The organism is Ruegeria sp. SATB045, assembly GCF_059613525.1.
Genome location: NZ_JBXWSR010000020.1, coordinates 215,430 through 233,380 on the forward strand (window position 1 = coordinate 215,430; position 17,951 = coordinate 233,380).

Here is a 17,951-nt window from a genome sequence, read left to right on the forward strand (position 1 = left end):
TGCAATAGCGAATGCGCGCAGGAAGGGGAAGGGTGCGTGTGCTATCCGGCCTGTGCAAAACGGGCGTGGAAGTAGTCCTGCACCCTCTGATAGGCTGGTTCGTGGAAATCCAGCGTCAGCAGAGAGTGATCCTCGCCCTCATATTCCTGCGTTTCAAGGTCGTCACCAAAGGCGTCTTGCAGAGCACACATCAGCCGTTTCGGGGCCAGCTTGTCATCCGCATAACGCATTGCAAGCCCCGGGCCTTTGGCAGCCATGCCCGCGCGGGCTTGCGCGACGTCATCGGGGCTCATGTGCAGTTCATCGCCGCCAAAGATCGGTAAGGCAGGCTGGCTGGCGACGCCGCCCAGAACCGCGTCCTCGGCCATCAGGGTCAGAGCGAAGCTGCCGGTCAGGCACATACCGATGACACCCACGCCTGCTGCGTTGTCGCGGGACTTGATTTCGGCCGCCAGCGATCGCATCCAGCCTGCGATGGGGCTTTGGCGACCTTTAAGGAACATGTTGAACTCGCGCCGGACGCAAAACAAGCGGGCCATGTTGCGGCCCATTGTGACTTTGCCATAGGTGCCGAACATATGCGGCAGGTAGACACGAAACCCCGCCCCGTTCAGGCGTTTGGCCAGATCCAGCGTTTCCGGTCCGATCCCGGGCAATTCCTGCAGGATCAGGATGGGTGGGCCCTCGCCCCCGGCATAAACGTCATGGGTTGCGGTCTTTCCGCTCGTCATCGCGGCAGAGAAAGGGAAAACGGTATCATGTGTCCAGGTCATGGGGTCTGAGGCTATCGGAATCCCGCAGAACTTAAAGTCCAAACCCCTGTCTTTTTCTGGACATCGCCCACACGGGGGCTAGGGTCGCCTTCGGAACCGCGCAGGAGGGTCGCCCCATGGAAAAATTCGGCAGAAGCCAGCCCGTCAAACGGACCGAGGATCAGAGGTTTCTGACCGGGCAGGGGCACTACATGGATGATGTTGTACCAGAAGGTGCCCTGCACGCCGTGTTTGTCCGCTCGCAGGTGGCGCATGGGGTGATCACGGCGCTTGATCTGGACGCGGCGCGCGCAGCTGATGGGGTTCGGTTGGTGATGACGCTGGAGGATTTGAAAGAGGCCGAGATCGACACCGTGATCAATGCGGCGACGGTCAAGAACCGGGACGGATCGCCCGCAGCAGCGCCTGCGCGTCACATGCTGTCGACCGACCGGGTGCGCTTTGTTGGCGAACCGATCGCGGTGGTTATTGCTGACACTCAAGCCCAAGCCCGTGACGCCGCCGAACTGGTCTTGGTCGAGATTGACGAACGCCCCGCCAAGCTGGACGTGGATGCGGGCGGAGAGACCTTGCACCCCGAAGCGCCGGATAATCGCGCATTTGACTGGGGTCTGGGCAACGAGGCCGCGACCGAGGCCGCGTTTCAGGCTGCGGCGCATACTGTATCGCTCAACGTGGTGGACAATCGGGTCATCATTGCCTCAATCGAGCCGCGCGGCTGTCAGGCCAACTGGGTCGATGGTCGCTTGCATTTTGCCTATGGCGGACAGGGGGTTTGGGCCATGCGCGCTCAACTGGCGCAAAAGCTTCGGATTGAGCCTGAAGACATCCGCGTCACCACTCCGGATGTAGGTGGCGGCTTTGGTATGAAGGTGATGCCCTACCCGGAGTATTTCTGCACTGCCGTTGCAGCGAAGAAGCTGGGAAAACCCGTGCACTGGATTTCCGACCGGTCCGAGGCGATGCTGTCTGACCATCATGGCCGCGACCTGACCTCGCTGGCCGAACTGGCCTTTGATGCCGATCACCGGATCACGGCCTATCGCGTTCACAGCAAGATCAATCTGGGGGCCTATAACAGCCATTTCGGGCAGGCGATTCAGACTAGCCTGTTTAGCAAGGTTTTGATGGGCGTCTACGACGTCCAGACGACCTATCTGCGGGTCGAAGGGTTCTTTACCAACACCACACAGGTCGATGCCTATCGCGGTGCGGGCCGCCCCGAGGCGATTTATGTGCTAGAGCGCGTGATGGACCGCGCCGCGCGCGAACTGGGCGTGGACCCGTGGGAGCTGCGCCGCAAGAACTTCATCCGCCCCGAGGCGTTTCCCTACACCTCGGCCACCGGCGAGACCTATGATGTGGGCGACTTCAACATGATCCTGTCCCGCGCGGGCGAACAGACTGCGGGGTTTGCCGCCCGCAAGGCCGCCGATGCCGAACGCGGCCTGATCCGGGGGCAGGGCCTGTGTTACTATATCGAAAGTATTTTGGGCGATCCTTCCGAGAACGCGAAAGTGGAGTTCTGCGAGGATGGCACCGTGAACCTCTATGTCGGCACCCAATCGAACGGGCAGGGGCACGAGACGGTTTATGCCCATTTCCTGTCAGATCAGACCGGGATTCCGGCGGACCGGATTAATGTGGTGCAGGGCGACAGCGATCAACTTCCTCATGGTGGCGGTACTGGTGGGTCTCGGTCCGTTACGGTGCAAAGCACGGCCACATTGGCGACAATCGACGTCATGATCGCCGCATTCACGCCCTATCTGGCCGATAAGATGGGTGTGGAGGAGAGCGATGTGACCTTCGATCACGAAACCTTTCGCGCGTCGGGGTCGAACCTGACGCCTACCCTGACCGAGGCCGCGGATATGGCCCGCGCCGATGGCCGTACTGATCTGCTGCAACATCACGCGCGCGCCAACCTGGATGCGCGCAGCTATCCCAATGGCGCACATGTTGCCGAAATCGTCATCGATTCTTACACCGGAGAAACCTGGGTCGACCGCTATACAGTGGTCGATGATTTTGGTAACCTTATCAACCCGATGCTGGCCGAAGGGCAAGTACATGGCGGTGTGGTCCAGGGGATCGGACAGGCGCTGACCGAGCGTGTTGTGCATGATGCGCAGGGGCAACTGCTCACGGCTTCGTTGATGGACTATGCCTTGCCGCGCGCCGCCGAGATACCCATGATTAAGTTTACCTCGGCGCCGGTTCCGTCAACTTCAAACCCGATGGGTATGAAGGGATGCGGTGAGGCAGGCACCGTGGGCGCGCTGGCCGCAGTGGCAAATGCGGTTCAGGATGCGCTCTGGGATCACGGGGTGCGACAGGCGGATATGCCTTTCACACCTCAAAGAGTATGGGAGTTGCTGACGCATGGATCTGTCGCGGCTGAGTAGAAAGGTACTGGGATGGCTCGGACGGCCTCTGCGGTCCGAACACTCAGCCGAGTCGCGCCACCGTGAACCGATCAGCCATGTGATTATCCTCGACGGGACCATGTCGACGCTGGAACCGGGGTATGAGACCCACGCGGGCCAGACCCTGCGCCTGTGTTGCGAGATGGGCAGCAAGGTTTCTGTCTTTTACGAATCCGGGGTGCAGTGGGAAAGCTGGAAGTCCTCGCTGGACGTGATGATGGGGCGGGGGATCAACCGCCAGATCAGGCGTGCTTATGGCTATCTGGCATCGCGCTACAAACCCGGCGACAGGATTTATTTCATCGGCTATTCGCGCGGAGCCTACGGCGTGCGCAGCCTTGCCGGGGTGATCGATTTGATCGGGTTGCTCAAGGCCGAACACGCGACCGAGCGGAACATCAAACAGGCCTACCGACACTATGAATGCAACGCCAACGGCAAGGCGGCGGCTGAATTCCGGCAAGCCTTCTGCCACGAGGATGTGGCGATCGAAATGGTTGGTGTCTGGGACACGGTAAAAGCGCTGGGCCTGCGCCTGCCGCTGCTGTGGCGCTGGGCCGAAGAACGCCATTCCTTCCACAACCATCAGCTCGGCCCCGCCACGCGCCACGGCTATCACGCCATGGCGCTGGATGAGACCCGCGAGGTGTTCGAACCGGTTTTGTGGAAATGTACCCCCGATTTCAAAGGTCATGTAGAGCAGGTCTGGTTCCGCGGTACGCACGGGGACGTCGGCGGCCAGTTGAACGGGTTCGAAAAGGCCCGTCCGCTCAGCAACATTTCCCTGATCTGGATGCTGGACAAGGCCGAGATGCACGGTCTGCCTCTACCTGACGGGTGGCGCGAGCGGTTCCCGACCGATACATCGGCGCGGTCGGTGGGCACATGGCGCGGCTGGGGCAAGATTTTCCTGCTGCGTAAGTACCGAAAAGTGGGGCGCGACCGGTCCGAGCGACTGCATGTCTCGGTCTCGCCGGATGATCTGCCGGGGTGGGTGCCGATTCCGGATTTGCCGTCACATCCGGCGCAGTGAGAGGTTGAAGGTGGGCCAGTGCCTCCAAGATTACCGGAACCTCAATGTCGGGGTTTATTCCAATCTTACTTCGCCTTGCTCGTAAGCTACTGTACTGATATCCTTACTATACGCTTGGCACATAAGCTGGGCAGTGGAGATTTCATGTTTACGATTGCGGGAAACCGCTAAGTCCTGAATGCAGGACGACCAAGCCAAATCGTGCCTGCACGAAAGTGTTAGGCTTTCATTTTCGCATGGCTCGTGAACGCTCAAACTAACATCACCGATGCATGAGCTTTGCGCCCGTCACATCACGCGTATTTGCTTGATTGGCGGCACGAAGAAAGACGGAAAATCAATGAAAATTCGACTAACAAAGCAAAACGATATCGCTGCCTTGCAGGAGGTGCTTAACGGCACAGAGCTTTTCCCCAGTGAAAAGCTCCCTGACATGGTGGATGGATTTCTATCCGACGGTCAAAGCCTCGAGATTTGGCTGACATGTGAAAAAAACAGTAAGGCTGTTGGGTTTTGCTATGCTGTCCCCGAGGAACTTGCCGAAGGTGCATGGAACATGCTCGCCATCGCAATTCTGCCAACCGAGCAGGGTAAAGGTTTTGGCGGCGCCATCGTTAAGCATTTAGAAGTCGAACTCAAGAAGCGTGGACAACGCATTTTGATAGCCGACACTTCGGGTTCAGACGAGTTCGCAAAGACACGCGCGTTCTATCGCAAAAACGGCTACAGCGAGGAAGCTCGTATCAGGGATTTCTGGGCGGCGGGGGATGACAAAGTCGTTTTCTGGAAGTCGCTGATCTAATCCCCAGGTGTCGTTCTTGACCTGTCCTCAGACAGGTCAGTTTCACGTGTTTGCCCAACTTGGTAACGGCAGTTACGTCATGCACGTCCGACGCCTTGACTTGCAACACCCTCGCAGCTTTCTGCGAGGGCGTCTTTCTTGTCAGAGTCCGTGATTTTGCAAAACTGCCGATAAGAGGGTCTGAGAAACGGCTAAAGCCTTTCCACATCCCACAATACAGATTTGGGTTCTGTCGTTCCCAATCACCGCCGCCGGTCGCGGCGTGAACTCATGGGCTGGAACGCCACGCCCACATGCGCCTCGCAATAGGGTTTGCCGGCTTCAACCGGCAGGCCGCAGAACCAGAAATCCTCGGTCGCGGGGTCGCCGACGGGCCATTTGCAGGTTTTCTCGGTCAGTTCCATCAGCGTCAGCTTCTTGGCCTTTTTCTCGACCTCGTTGACCTTGGCCAGCGCCTCGGGGCTGATTTCGTTGGCCGAGGGTTGCGGCGGAAGCGGCTGACCGGCGGGGATGATCTGGCGGCGGGCGGGCACGGCGGGCTTCGCCTCGGCCGCCGGGGCAGGCGCGGGGCGCGCGGGTTCGGTCTTTGGTGCAGGTTTCGGCTTGGCCTCGGCCTTGGGGGCTGCGGGGGCGGTTTTTTCCTTGGGCTCGGCCTTGGCGGGGGTGGCTCCGGTGGCGCGGTTCGACAGACCCAGACGGTGGACCTTGCCAATAACCGCATTGCGGGTCACACCGCCCAGTTCCTTGGCGATCTGGCTGGCCGACTGGCCCTCGCCCCACATCTTTTTAAGCAGCTCTACACGCTCGTCAGTCCAGGACATCATTTGCCTTTCAAAAGCGGAAAGCGGCCCCGGATTCGGGCCGCCTTGGGAAATCGTCTCAGCCCCCTATTTTAATCACTGCCGCCCGAGTTACAAGCGGTCTTCGAATCAGGTCAGAGGCAGAGCATGCAGATTCCCGCAGAACACACCGAACGTCGCTTTGGCAGGGTCAACTGGATGGGTCTTTACACGCTGTCCAGACGTGAGACCCTGAGGTTCATGTCCGTTTGGACCCAGACTTTACTTGCCCCGTTGGTCACTGCCGGATTGTTTATGCTGATCTTCAATATTGCCATCGGCCCCAGTCGATCAGCAGTGATGGGGGTTCCGTTTTTAACTTTTCTGGCGCCAGGGATCATGATGATGACAGTGATCCAGAACGCGTTTGCCAATACTTCCTCTTCGATGATGGTTGCCAAAGTACAGGGCAACATCGTTGACACCCTCATGCCGCCTCTGTCGCCGTTGGAAATCCTTCTGGGCTATCTGGCCGGAGCCATCGTGCGCGGGGTGCTTATCGCATCGATCGTGGCCGTTGCGCTGGCTTTGGTGTTGGGAATCGTGCCGAAATATCCTCTGATCGCGCTGGTATTTGTTGTCTTCGGTGGAGCATTGATGGGAGCTTTGGGCTTATTGGCTGGGATTTTTGCCAACAAGTTCGACCAGATGGCCGCGATTACCAACTTCATCGTGACGCCTTTGGCCTTCCTGTCAGGCACGTTTTACTCGGTTCAGGCATTGCCACCAGTGCTTAATGTCCTCAGCCATGCAAACCCGATTTTCTACCTGATCGACGGATTGCGCTTTGGAATGATCGGGGTTTCTGACAGCCCAGTATGGGTAGGGGTGGTGATCTGCGGTGTGGCTACGCTCGTGATTGGCGGTTCGGCGTGGACAATGCTGCGGACAGGCTACAGATTGAAATCGTAGAAGCGGAAAATCTTTAAAGTGAGAAAATTTGGTTAAATGTTAACGGCTTGTGTGTCAGGCGGTCGTTGCAGATAACAAGGCGCGGTCTGAAAGGCTGAACATGCAGGAATTGATTGTTGGGGGCGACTTTGAAAGCCCCGGTATTTCGAATGCCAGCAATTTCCAGATTTTCGGATCCTATGGGTCATGGACAGGCACGGAAATTGAGATTGGCCGCGAAAACCTGTTTCTAAACACAGGCGATACGACGAACTTGGTTCTGGAACTGGATGGGAACCGAAACGAAACCTCTGTCGCGGAACAAACCTTTACAGTCACTGGTGACAATAAATCCGCAACACTGAGCTTTGATATCGCAGCTCGTCAAACCGGCAGCGGTGGCCCTTTTGATGATCCTGTGTTGGTCAAAGTTCTCGATTCCAATAACAACGTCATTTTTACGCAGACCGTGACGCCCACTTCTGACGGGTCATTCACGCGGGTAGAGTTCAATTTCGATTTTGGCGCCGAAGGCGACTATACTTTGCGATTTACCGAAGGGGGGGATGACAACAGCCTTGGCAGCATCCTCGATAATATTTCGCTTATGGTCTGTTTTGCCGCCGGCACGCGGATCAAAACACCGCGCGGTGATGTAAACGTCGAAGACTTGCGGGTCGGTGATCTTGTTTCGACGTTGGAAGGTGAAGCAAAACCGATCCGGTGGATTGGCTCTAGAACCCTGGATCGGTTTGATCTTTTGGCCAATCCGAACATGCGTCCGGTTCTGATCCGCCAGGGCGCTCTGGGGCAGGGGATGCCCAATCATGATCTGAAAGTGTCACCACAGCACCGGTTGATGCTGCGATCCAAGGTGGCTCAACGGGTTTTGGGCGACGCGGAGGCGCTGGTTCCTGCCAAAAAGCTAACTCACCTGCCCGATATCGACGTTCAGGCGGACTGCACTGAAGTCCAATACTTTCATTTTGTCCTTGAAGAGCATTCGATCGTCATTGCTGAACGCGCCTACACCGAGTCGCTGTACACCGGAAGCGAAGCGCTAAAGATGCTGGGTCCTGACGCTTTGGAAGAGCTGGCCTTCCTTTTCCCGGATCTGGCCGTTACCCAACCGACACCTGCACGCCCATTGCACTCGCGCGGCAAGCTAATCGAAAAGATGTGCCTGCGGCTTGTGCAAAACCAGAAACCGGCGGTGGAGCTTGCGCAATGACCTCATCGTCTCTTGTCGAAGGCGGCACCACGATAACGCTTGAGACGGACCGGACGCTGCTGACCTTGGCTGCCAAACTCGCTGAGAAACAAAGGATGTCGGCCCAGGACGCCATTGGCGAAATCGAGCAGGCCTATACACGTGCCGCCGAGGCCGAGCACGGCCCCGAGTATCTGTTCTGGGCAAAGATTGGAAAAGATGGTGCGATTTCTGTCGCTCAAGTCCTGAAAATTGTTGAGGTATTGTCTGACCAATACCGCGAAGTTGCTCTTTCAGACGTAAGAAACAATTTCCCGGATGCACAGATTGGCCAGTTTGTTGTCAATGCAATTGACCCGGTCCACCCACCTAAGGTCGCGCATTGGCTCAGCCCGCGCGCCACGGATATCAGCGGTTTGGATCTTTCCTTGAGGTGATCGGGGGGGTGGTACGCGCCTCGCGCCAGACCAGCACCAGTCCACCGGACAGGATGATGGCAGAGCCGGTCAGGCTGACATAATCCGGCACTACCCGAAACACGGTAAAATCGTAAAGCGCAGCGAACACCAGGGTGGCATAGCTGATCGGCGCCACAAACGACGCATCGGCGCGTGCCATGCCATTGACGAAGCACGCTTGCGCGCAGGCCATCAACACGCCGATTCCCGCCAATGCTGCCCATTGTTCTGATGTAGGCGTTCGGAAAACGAAACTGACTGCGACTGAGGCGATCGTTAGTCCCATCGCGTTGTTGATCAGCAGGATCTGCAATGGCACCTCGCGACCCGCAAGTTTTTTAATGAAAATTAGTTCCATCCCGATTGATGCAGCAGCTGCCAGCGCCAACAAGGCCGCAGGTTGAAAGCTGTCGGGCGTAGGGCGCAGCAGAACGAGAGCCCCGGCCAGAGCGACGGCGGCGGCGAGCCAGCGCCATGGGCCAATGCTCTCTTTTAGGAGTGGTATGGCCAGGATCATCGCAAAAACCGGGTTCAGGAACGAGATCGCCGTGGCATCCGAGATTGGTATATACGCAACGGAAGCAAACATCAGCGTGATGCCGACCCACCCAAAGCTGGTGCGCCCGATATGTAGACCCCAATGTGGACGACTGAGGCGCGGACGCAAAACGCCAACTGTGCAGGCGATCACCAGAAATGCGAACAGAAAGCGGCCGTGGCTTATCTGCATCGGGTGCAGGGGCGGGCCAAGCTCGTCGGTTCCAAGAGCTTTGGCCAGGAGGGTTGTTCCTGCCAACAGCGCACTGGCGGCAAGGATCAGAAGTGCCGCAAGGGGCGGGTTGCGGCGCGCAGGTGTCATGCTCAAGCGGTGGGGCACTCTTGGTCAAATGACAAGTGTCAATTTCACACAACAATCGCATTTTGAGCCGTGCGCAATTTTGGGGTTCCCTGACCGGGTGCGCCCCGCTATACGACGGGCATGATCAAAAACGCGCATATACTGCAACTCCGACGCCGACGCATCGCTGCGTAACCGGCCAGTTTGATCTATTGCGCTGTAAATCCGCGCAAACCTCACCAAATCAGTTGACGACTAGGGCCTTCGTGTATCACTCACGGGGCTTAACATATCGAAAAGGATGATCCGATGATCCCGTCCGTTCTGCCGACCTATAACCGCGCGCCCCTGACCTTTGTGAAGGGTGAAGGCGCTTGGCTGACCGAGGCGGATGGCCGACGTTTTCTGGACTTGGGCGCCGGGATCGCGGTGAACGCGCTGGGGCACGCGCATCCGGCACTGGTCAACGCGCTGACGGAACAGGCGCACGCGCTGTGGCATGTTTCGAACCTTTATCACATCCCGCAACAGCAGGCGCTGGCCGACAAGCTGGTTGAACATACCTTTGCCAATACGGTGTTCTTCACCAATTCCGGGACGGAATCGTGCGAGTTGGCCGTAAAAATGGCGCGCAAGCATTTCTACGACAAAGGCCAGCCCGAGCGGGTCGAGATCATCACCTTTGACGGCTCGTTCCACGGTCGGTCTTCGGCCGGGATCGCAGCGGCCGGGTCCGAGAAGATGACCAAGGGCTTTGGCCCTCTGCTGCCCGGTTTCGTACATGTCACGTTCGGCGATCTCGACGGTGTGACCAACGCAATCACCGCCCAAACTGCTGCGATCATGATCGAGCCGGTGCAGGGTGAGGGCGGTATTCGTCCAGTGCCAGATGCAGAACTAAAAGCCCTGCGCCAGATTTGCAACGACAACGGCCTGTTGCTGATCTTTGACGAAGTGCAATGCGGTGTTGGCCGCACCGGCAAGCTGTTCGCCCATGAATGGGCAGGTGTGACGCCGGATATCATGATGGTCGCCAAAGGCATTGGCGGAGGCTTCCCCTTGGGTGCCGTTCTGGCCACCGAGGATGCGGCCAATGGCATGACTGCGGGCACGCATGGGTCGACCTATGGCGGCAACCCACTGGGCTGCGCCGTGGGGTGCGCGGTGATTGACCAAGTATCGACACCTGCATTTCTTGAGGGTGTGAACCGCAAGGCGGGCCTGCTGCGGCAAAAGCTGGAAGGTCTGATCGCCGATCATCCTGATGTATTCGAAGAGGTGCGTGGCGCCGGCCTGATGTTGGGTCTGAAGTGTAAGCCCACCAATATCGACGTGGTGAACGCAGGTTATGACAACGAAGTTATCACCGTGCCTGCCGCCGACAACGTGATCCGCCTGTTGCCACCGCTGACCCTGACCGAGGACGACATCGCGCAGGCCGTGATCCGTCTGGAAAAAGCGGCCGCGCAGGTTGCTGCAAACATGGCCTCGGCCTGAGAGATACTTGAATAAAAAGTGACATGATATGAACCACTTCCTTGATATCCACAAAACCGACGCCGCCGCGCTGCGTGGCATGATTGATCAGGCCAGCGCGATGAAACAGGCGCGCCTTGGGCAGCCCAAAGCGGCGCTGGACGATGAACAACCGCTCAAAGACCATATGGTCGCGCTGATCTTTGAGAAACCTTCGACCCGGACACGTGTGTCTTTTGATGTGGGCGTGCGCCAGATGGGCGGGCAGACAATGGTGCTGTCCGGAAAGGATATGCAGCTGGGCCATGGCGAAACGATCGCTGACACCGCCCGCGTGCTGTCGCGCTATGTGGACATGATCATGATCCGTACATTTGACGAGACGATCCTGACCGAAATGGCCGAATATTCGGACGTGCCCGTTATCAACGGCCTGACCGATCGTACCCACCCCTGCCAGATCATGGCCGACGTCCTGACGTTTGAGGAACACCGTGGCCCCATTGCGGGTAAAAAAGTGGTCTGGACCGGCGACGGCAATAACGTCTGCGCATCGTTCCTGCACGCGGCGGGTCAATTCGGCTTCAACCTGACCTTCACTGGCCCTGCGCAGTTCGATCCCGAGGAAGAATTTATGGGATTTGCCCGTCAGAAGGGGTCGCGGATCGTTGTGGAACGTGATCCGTTCAAAGCAGTTGAGGGGGCCGATCTGGTCGTAGCTGACACTTGGGTCTCGATGCATGACAGCCAATCCGCCAAGGAGCGTCGCCACAATCTGCTGCGCCCCTATCAAGTCAATCCCGAACTGATGTCCCATGCCAAGCCCGATGCACTTTTCATGCACTGCCTGCCTGCCCACCGCGAGGAAGAAGCCACGTCCGAGGTCATGGACGGCCCGAATTCGGTGATTTTCGACGAGGCCGAGAATCGCCTGCACGCGCAAAAGGCAGTCATGCGCTGGTGTCTGGGCGTTTAACGTCTGGAAACATCCCAGACGCGTAATCTGACGAGCGTTCGCGCGCTCGTCAGTAAGATCAAAACACAGAGTATGATCTTGCTCATGATCTCCATCGTGCCTTCGATCAGTAGCGCGTGGATGATGCTGCCTGCGATAGTTACTGATGCCAGCGTGGTGTGTGTCAATCGTCAGACTCGAAATCGAAGGGCTGTGCGCTGACGCAATATCCCCAACGCAGCGGCCGCGAACGCCGTCCACATCGCGATCACGCCCCAAGCCGAGAATGGCGTAGGCGACGTGAAGGTGAGGGCATCAACGACGTCCGGCGGGCTGGTGATCCATAATCCTCCGACGTGGATCACAATCGCGCCCACCAATGCCATCCCAACCCAGCGATGCAGATGGCGGCTGAAAACAGGCGTAAGACCGGGCAAGTCTTTTGCGGCCAATAGTGGCTGCAACAACAAAAGGCTCAGGCAGGCGACACCCGCAAAACCCGCCGCGATATAGACCGGATCCCGCCACGCGAGGTATGGGCTGAACCCAGCGGCAATGACCGGGATCAAAACGACTGCGATCAGAACCGCCCAAATCGCCGTGATCTGACGCATGTATCAGGCAGGTTGAAGTACGAAATGTGCGGCAAGTGTTTTGTCCCTCACACTGGACATCACCGGGCGCAGGAACACCGTTTTGAATTCGCCGCTGTCATAGGCAAGATGGCCATGCGGTTGGCCAAATGCAGGCACAATCTGCGGCATCTCCAGCCGAAACTCCCCGTTGGCATCTGTCAACGTGGCCCCGTGGCTTTGAGGGTCGCGTTCATGGCCTTCGGTTGTATGAGCCCAGATCTGGATGCGCTGACCGGGCAGTGGCGCTCCATCGCCGGCGCGGCGTACAGTTCCGGTCATCCAGAACCCGCCGCCTCCGATCCGTTCAACGATCGGCGCGCCCGCGCGATAGTTGTTGGATCCGCCCCTCATGGAGGGTGTTGCCGCCAAGCCCTTTGCCCGAGCAGGCACAAACAGACCCGAGGCCAACACGGCCCCTCCGCCCACGATTAGAGAGCGACGGTTGAGTGATGAACGGGTCATGGAAACCTCCTGAAGCCAGCAACCATGTAATAGATAGCACGCTTGCCATCCATTCCGAGGGGTGTTTGCGAATTGTGAATTCCTTTGACGGATGGCCAGTCGGCTGCAATCCTGACCTACAGGACGTTGTTGCCCATGAGGCCCGCCACATGACCCAAACAGATCGCATCACCCCAGACGAAATTGCCGCTTTTCAGCGCGATGGGGCAGTTGTTCTTAGATCCAAGTTCTCGACTAATTGGCTTGATCTTTTGCGCGCCGGGATCGATGCCGATCTGGCCAACCCGACCGACAATTTTGCCCGTCATACCAAAGACCTGCGCGCGCCCGCGTATTTCGAGGATTACTGGGCTTGGAACAAGATTCCTCAATTCCGGGATTTCGTCCATAACTCGCCCTGTGCGTCGCTTGCTGCACAGCTTTTGGACGCCGAAGCGATCAATCTGGTCATGGACAACTGGTTCCTGCGAGAGGCGGGATCCACCTCGCGCCCACCGTTTCATCAGGATTTGTCCTATTTCGATTTCGAAGGGACAATGTGCGTTTTGTGGCTGCCGCTTGAACCCGTCACCAAGGAAAACGGGATTGCCTTCGTCAAAGGCTCGCATTTATGGGACAAACTGTTCATGCGCGTTCGTTTTGCTGATGGCCACCCAAGTTATGAACCGACCGAAGTTGCCGGGCGTACATATCATCCACCGCCCGACGTAAACGCGGACCCAGATGCCTTTGAACTGTTGCAATGGGATATGGCGCTTGGGGATTGTATCTTTTTTGACATGCGAACTCTGCATGGTGGGCTGTCCTCGGTCACACCAACCCAGACGGTTCGGCGGTTTACTTTGCGAATGACGGCACCGGACGGGGTGCTCCGGTATCGTGGGGACTGGGCCAAAGGCGAACGCGCACAGTTCGAGGCCGCAGGATATCGCGAGGGTGATCGCATCGCGGGGCCGTTTTTTCCGCAGTTGTGGCCTCGTCAGGCTAGCTGATCTCATCAACTGGGTTGGGGGCCAGCGCACTGGTGGTGTGCGTATATGATGATATTATTGCCGATCAATGTGCCGTACATTGCAAAAATGCACGAAACTCAGATCGCAGGAGCATAGCAATGAGTTGGAACCCGACCCACAGCCCCGAATGCATGTCCGAAAACACCTCTCTTGAGACGTTGATCATTCCTCGCGCGCGTGATCTGGGCGGGTTCGAGGTGCGCCGGGCTTTGCCCTCAGTCGAGCGGCAGCTCGTGGGGCCGTTCATATTCTTCGATCAGATGGGCCCGGCTGAATTCATAACCGATGGCGGCATCGATGTGCGTCCGCACCCTCATATCGGGTTGGGCACTGTGACCTATCTGTATCAGGGAGAATTTGAACATCGCGACAGTCTGGGCACCCATCAGATGATCTATCCCGGTGAGGTCAACTGGATGGTGGCCGGGCGCGGCGTGACCCATTCCGAGCGGACAAGCGACCAGACTCGCGGTACACGTCACAGCCTGTTCGGCATCCAGACCTGGATCGCCTTGCCTGAACAACACGAGGATATGGCCCCGGATTTTGAACATCACAAGCAAGGCGCGCTGCCCCATATCCAGGATCACGGCGTGTCCGCCCGCTTGATTCTGGGTTCGGCCTATGGCGAGACCAGCCCTGTGACGATGCTGTCCGAAACGTTTTATCTGGATGTGCAGCTTGATCCGGGCGCGTCCTTTCCCTTGCCAGATGATCATGAGGACCGAGGGGTTTATGTCACCCAAGGCGCGGTCGAGATCGCAGGCGATACATTTGATGCGGGCCGCATGATGGTGTTCCGCCCCGGCGACCGGTTGTCTGTGAAGGCCGGCCCGACCGGCGCGCGCCTGATGCTGCTGGGGGGTGCAACGCTGAACGAGGATCGTTACATCTGGTGGAACTTCGTGTCGTCCTCGAAAGAAAAGATCGAGGTCGCAACACGGGAATGGAAAACGGCAGATTGGGCGAACGGGGCGTTCCACCTGCCGCCCGGCGATGATCAAGAATACATTCCGATCTCGGCAGAACTGGAACGCACCCGCCCAAGGCTTGCGCGCTGACGAGGCGTCAGGGGGTCTTGTCCACGACTCCGATCCCGGCGATCTTTACCGAAAGGGGAGGGTCGCCATGAAAATCGTGATCGCTGGCGCGGGCAGTATCGGGTGTTATTGCGGGGCTTTGCTGTCTCAGGGCGGCCACGATGTCACACTGCTAGGACGCGCGCGGATCTTTGCCCCGATCAAGGACCGAGGTCTGACGGTCACCGACTTCTCGGGTCTGCAGCAACATGTCTCGGACCTGACCCTGTCCGAGGTTCCAGCCTGCCTTGCAGATGCCGAAGCCGTCATCGTGGCTGTCAAAACCCCGGCGACGGCCGAGATGGCTGAATTGATCGCGCGATACGCACCGTCGTCAGCGCCAATATTGTCATGGCAGAATGGGATGGAAAACACCCGGACTTTGCGCGCGGCCCTGCCGGGGCGGGATGTGCGGGCCGGGATGGTTCCGTTCAATGTGGTCCCGACCAACCCCGGCAGTTTCCACCGGGCGACTTCGGGAGAGATTGTGATCGAGAGCGGTGCCGGCGCGCTGGGGCAAAAGCTGAGCAGTCCGAACCTGCCAGTTGTTGAAAGCGATCAGATCGAGGCGGTGCAATGGGGCAAGTTGCTGATCAACCTCAATAATGCGCTGAATGCCTTGTCGGGACTGACGTTGAAGGACCAGCTTTTGGATCGGGAATGGCGCAAGCTGATGGCCGATCAGATGGCCGAAGCCCATGCGGTTCTGAAATCAGCAGGTCTTTCCGTGGCCTCGACCACACCGCTTCCGGCTTGGATGACGCCTTTCATCCTGCGCCTGCCGACCCTGCTGTTTAGTCGAATAGCCGCCCGGATGTTGACGATTGATCCTTCGGCGCGCACATCCATGGCCTATGATCTGATGGACGGTAGGCCAACCGAGATTGACAGCCTGCAAGGTGAGATCATTCGCCTCGCGGCTGTCCAAGGCCGGGCTGCGCCGATTTGCCAGAAGGTTCGCGACCTTATCGAAGGTCGACCCACCACTTCGATGACGCCGCGGCAAATTAGGGGTTGAGCATTGTTTTATTGAAAGGCCGTCAGCATCCAGAAGATCACGGCTGACATAGCAGCAGCAGCCGGAACCGTAACAACCCATGCCGCGATAATGGTCATGAAATGCGAACGCCGCACCAGTTTACGCCGCTTGTGCTCTTCCCGCGCCAAACGACGCTGGGGCGGTCGCTGCTGGTTCGAGGCTTTCCAGCGGCGATCTGAATGCCATTCACGATAAAAACCAACGCCGAACACGGCGCCAACAGCGATATGTGTCGAACTGACGGGCAGACCCAGCCAGCTTGCCACGATCACGGTAATCGCAGCCGACAGAGCCACGCAAAAGGCACGCATCGGGTTCAGTTTGGTGATTTGGCTGCCAACCATGCGGATCAGTTTTGGCCCGAACAGGAACAAGCCGAAAGATATCCCGAAGGCCCCGATCACCATAACCCATGTCGGAATCGCAACTTTCGAAGCAAAGTCACCGAACTCGGCCGCGTGCACGATTGCGGCCAAGGGGCCGACTGCGTTGGCGACATCGTTGGCGCCGTGGGCGAAGCTCAGGAATGTAGCCGAGATGACCAGCGGCAAACCGAACAACGACTTCAGTGATTTGGTCCGGTTTTCCAGCCCTTCGGATTTGCGGCGCACCCATGGAATAGTTGCCGACCACGCCAAAATTCCTGACAGCAGCCCAACCAGCAGTGCGATTTCCAGATCGACTTTCACGATCCGCTTCAGCCCTTTAACGGCCAAATATGTTGCGAATGCTCCGGCCATGACGCCGACCAGAATGGGAACCCATCGCCGTGCAGCAGCGATCTTGTCATCCTGATATTGAATTTTGGCCTTGATCAACCCAAGGAAACCCGCAGCAATCACCCCACCCAATACCGGAGAGATGACCCAGCTTGTCGCAATGGCGCTCATGGTTGTCCAGTTGACGGCGCTTAGACCGGCTGCGGCAATACCTGCGCCCATAACTCCACCCACGACCGAATGTGTGGTCGAAACCGGAGCGCCAACCCAAGTGGCAAGGTTAACCCACATCGCCGAAGATATCAGCGCAGCCATCATAGCCCAGATAAACACGTTGCTTGTCTGAACCGAGGCCGGGTCGATGATGCCTTTCGAAATCGTGGAAACCACGTCTCCTCCTGCGAGCAATGCTCCAGCGCTTTCGGCAATCGCTGCGATAACAATGGCGCCACCCATGGACAGCGCATTGGCGCCGACGGCTGGGCCCATGTTGTTGGCCACGTCATTGGCGCCGATGTTGATTGCCATGTATGCGCCGAACGCGGCTGCTGCGACTACGATTAGTCCACCATCTGCCTGGCCAAACAGAACTGCCGCCGACAAACCGGCAAGGGCAATAAAGGCCAGCGCAATCCCCGGTGCCAGCATGGGGCGTGCCACGTGGACATTCGCGGTTTCAACGCGTGAGATACGATTCAGATCGCTGTCCAGCGTTTGCCATCGGGTTTTTGAGCTTTGGTCTGACATAGTGTTTCATACCGAAAATCGGATCGACGCATGCCGCTATCCGGTTTCCGGTTCAGGGACAACACCGTTGTCATCAATTTGTCGCTTAATTGTTACAATCGTCTCAGCAAGTCACGCAGCTCGGGCTCGTGCACCCTCTCGGCTGCGGTCGTGGGCGATACCCACGCGCGTGTGCGCTGATCTTTTTCTGGGTAGTCTTCGGCCAGGTCCTGAACCTCGATGCGGAAAACAGTCGTCAGAACGGGTTGTGCCGAGCCATCCTTGAGGATTTTCTCATATGCAAATTGCCCGATGGGTTTTTCCTGAACGGTTCGCGCCCTTACCCCGGCTTCTTCCCAGGCTTCCTGTCTTGCGGTCTGTGCACCATTGAGCCCGTCAATCGGCCAACCTTTTGGTATGATCCAACGTCCGGTATCGCGGCTTGTAATCAGCAGAACCTGCACGCCTTCGTTTGTATTCCGAGTGCATAACGCGGCAAATTGCACCCTGCGCGGGCGCAGGATCAGAGGTCTTGCGACCTCTTCCCAAATATTGTGCAGCCATTTTGTCATGC

Annotated in this window: 18 protein-coding genes; 11 read left to right on the top strand and 7 right to left on the bottom strand. The window is 57.9% G+C overall.

Translation table 11 applies throughout. The features are described from left to right. Positions 1–41: 41 nt before the first annotated feature. Positions 42–773: a dienelactone hydrolase family protein gene (locus AC2FNR_RS08565; RefSeq protein ID WP_496848735.1), complete on the bottom strand. Its 732-nt coding sequence runs from the start codon at positions 771–773 to the stop codon at positions 42–44. 116 nt (positions 774–889) lie between these two features. Here AC2FNR_RS08565 and AC2FNR_RS08570 point away from each other — a divergent pair, with 116 nt between their 5' ends. The 3 genes from AC2FNR_RS08570 (at position 890) to AC2FNR_RS08580 (ending at position 5,037) form a co-directional block, all read left to right on the top strand. Continuing rightward, entirely contained in the window at positions 890–3,181 is a 2,292-nt protein-coding gene (locus tag AC2FNR_RS08570; RefSeq protein ID WP_496848736.1) for a xanthine dehydrogenase family protein molybdopterin-binding subunit, read from the top strand. Next, entirely contained in the window at positions 3,159–4,235 is a 1,077-nt protein-coding gene (locus tag AC2FNR_RS08575) for a T6SS phospholipase effector Tle1-like catalytic domain-containing protein (protein WP_496848738.1), read from the top strand. The genes AC2FNR_RS08570 and AC2FNR_RS08575 overlap by 23 nt, the downstream gene beginning before the upstream one ends. Positions 4,236–4,542: 307 nt before the next feature. Beyond that, on the top strand, positions 4,543–5,037 hold the full coding sequence (locus tag AC2FNR_RS08580; protein ID WP_496848740.1) for a GNAT family N-acetyltransferase: 495 nt from the start codon (positions 4,543–4,545) through the stop codon (positions 5,035–5,037). Between the two features lie 242 nt (positions 5,038–5,279). Here the strand turns inward: AC2FNR_RS08580 and AC2FNR_RS08585 are convergent, their stop codons facing one another. Further along, a complete protein-coding gene (locus AC2FNR_RS08585; RefSeq protein WP_496849122.1) occupies positions 5,280–5,858 on the bottom strand; it encodes a GcrA family cell cycle regulator in 579 nt (192 codons plus the stop codon). Positions 5,859–5,984: 126 nt separating this feature from the next. On the opposite strand from AC2FNR_RS08585, the gene AC2FNR_RS08590 reads away from it, so the two are divergent. The 3 genes from AC2FNR_RS08590 (at position 5,985) to AC2FNR_RS08600 (ending at position 8,414) form a co-directional block, all read left to right on the top strand. Continuing rightward, positions 5,985–6,788 (top strand): ABC transporter permease, encoded by an 804-nt coding sequence (locus tag AC2FNR_RS08590; RefSeq protein WP_496848742.1) that lies wholly within the window; start codon positions 5,985–5,987, stop codon positions 6,786–6,788. A gap of 100 nt (positions 6,789–6,888) precedes the next feature. Further along, positions 6,889–7,998 (top strand): Hint domain-containing protein, encoded by a 1,110-nt coding sequence (locus AC2FNR_RS08595; protein WP_496848744.1) that lies wholly within the window; start codon positions 6,889–6,891, stop codon positions 7,996–7,998. Next, the gene (locus tag AC2FNR_RS08600; RefSeq protein ID WP_496848745.1) at positions 7,995–8,414 is read left to right on the top strand and encodes a NusA N-terminal domain-containing protein; all 420 of its coding nucleotides are present in this window, start codon (positions 7,995–7,997) and stop codon (positions 8,412–8,414) included. The genes AC2FNR_RS08595 and AC2FNR_RS08600 overlap by 4 nt, the downstream gene beginning before the upstream one ends. On the opposite strand, the gene AC2FNR_RS08605 is transcribed toward AC2FNR_RS08600, so the two are convergent. After that, on the bottom strand, positions 8,386–9,294 hold the full coding sequence (locus AC2FNR_RS08605; protein ID WP_496849123.1) for a DMT family transporter: 909 nt from the start codon (positions 9,292–9,294) through the stop codon (positions 8,386–8,388). The genes AC2FNR_RS08600 and AC2FNR_RS08605 overlap by 29 nt on opposite strands. 288 nt (positions 9,295–9,582) lie before the next feature. On the opposite strand from AC2FNR_RS08605, the gene AC2FNR_RS08610 reads away from it, so the two are divergent. Together AC2FNR_RS08610 and argF are read left to right on the top strand one after the other, a co-directional pair. Further along, on the top strand, positions 9,583–10,770 hold the full coding sequence (locus AC2FNR_RS08610; RefSeq protein ID WP_496848746.1) for an aspartate aminotransferase family protein: 1,188 nt from the start codon (positions 9,583–9,585) through the stop codon (positions 10,768–10,770). A 28-nt stretch (positions 10,771–10,798) separates the two neighbouring features. After that, positions 10,799–11,725: an ornithine carbamoyltransferase gene (argF, locus tag AC2FNR_RS08615; RefSeq protein WP_496848748.1), complete on the top strand. Its 927-nt coding sequence runs from the start codon at positions 10,799–10,801 to the stop codon at positions 11,723–11,725. A 170-nt stretch (positions 11,726–11,895) separates the two neighbouring features. Here the strand turns inward: argF and AC2FNR_RS08620 are convergent, their stop codons facing one another. Together AC2FNR_RS08620 and AC2FNR_RS08625 are read right to left on the bottom strand one after the other, a co-directional pair. Further along, positions 11,896–12,318: a ferric reductase-like transmembrane domain-containing protein gene (locus AC2FNR_RS08620; RefSeq protein WP_496848750.1), complete on the bottom strand. Its 423-nt coding sequence runs from the start codon at positions 12,316–12,318 to the stop codon at positions 11,896–11,898. Positions 12,319–12,321: 3 nt separating this feature from the next. Further along, entirely contained in the window at positions 12,322–12,801 is a 480-nt protein-coding gene (locus AC2FNR_RS08625) for a twin-arginine translocation pathway signal (RefSeq protein WP_496848752.1), read from the bottom strand. A 149-nt stretch (positions 12,802–12,950) separates the two neighbouring features. Between AC2FNR_RS08625 and AC2FNR_RS08630 the strand changes: the two genes are divergently transcribed. The 3 genes from AC2FNR_RS08630 to AC2FNR_RS08640 all read left to right on the top strand — a co-directional run bounded on the left by AC2FNR_RS08630 (position 12,951) and on the right by AC2FNR_RS08640 (position 15,911). Beyond that, positions 12,951–13,793 carry a phytanoyl-CoA dioxygenase family protein gene (locus AC2FNR_RS08630; RefSeq protein ID WP_496848753.1) on the top strand — a complete coding sequence of 281 codons (843 nt, stop codon included), beginning with the start codon at positions 12,951–12,953 and terminating at the stop codon, positions 13,791–13,793. Between the two features lie 119 nt (positions 13,794–13,912). Further along, entirely contained in the window at positions 13,913–14,875 is a 963-nt protein-coding gene (locus AC2FNR_RS08635) for a pirin family protein (protein WP_480866100.1), read from the top strand. A 67-nt stretch (positions 14,876–14,942) separates the two neighbouring features. After that, on the top strand, positions 14,943–15,911 hold the full coding sequence (locus AC2FNR_RS08640; protein WP_496848754.1) for a 2-dehydropantoate 2-reductase: 969 nt from the start codon (positions 14,943–14,945) through the stop codon (positions 15,909–15,911). An 8-nt stretch (positions 15,912–15,919) separates the two neighbouring features. Here AC2FNR_RS08640 and AC2FNR_RS08645 read toward each other — a convergent pair whose 3' ends face one another. Continuing rightward, complete coding sequence (locus tag AC2FNR_RS08645) at positions 15,920–17,398, bottom strand: inorganic phosphate transporter (protein ID WP_496848755.1); 1,479 nt, start codon at positions 17,396–17,398, stop codon at positions 15,920–15,922. A gap of 92 nt (positions 17,399–17,490) precedes the next feature. Beyond that, on the bottom strand, positions 17,491–17,949 hold the full coding sequence (locus AC2FNR_RS08650) for an NUDIX hydrolase (protein WP_496848757.1): 459 nt from the start codon (positions 17,947–17,949) through the stop codon (positions 17,491–17,493). Between the last annotated feature and the right edge of the window lie 2 nt (positions 17,950–17,951).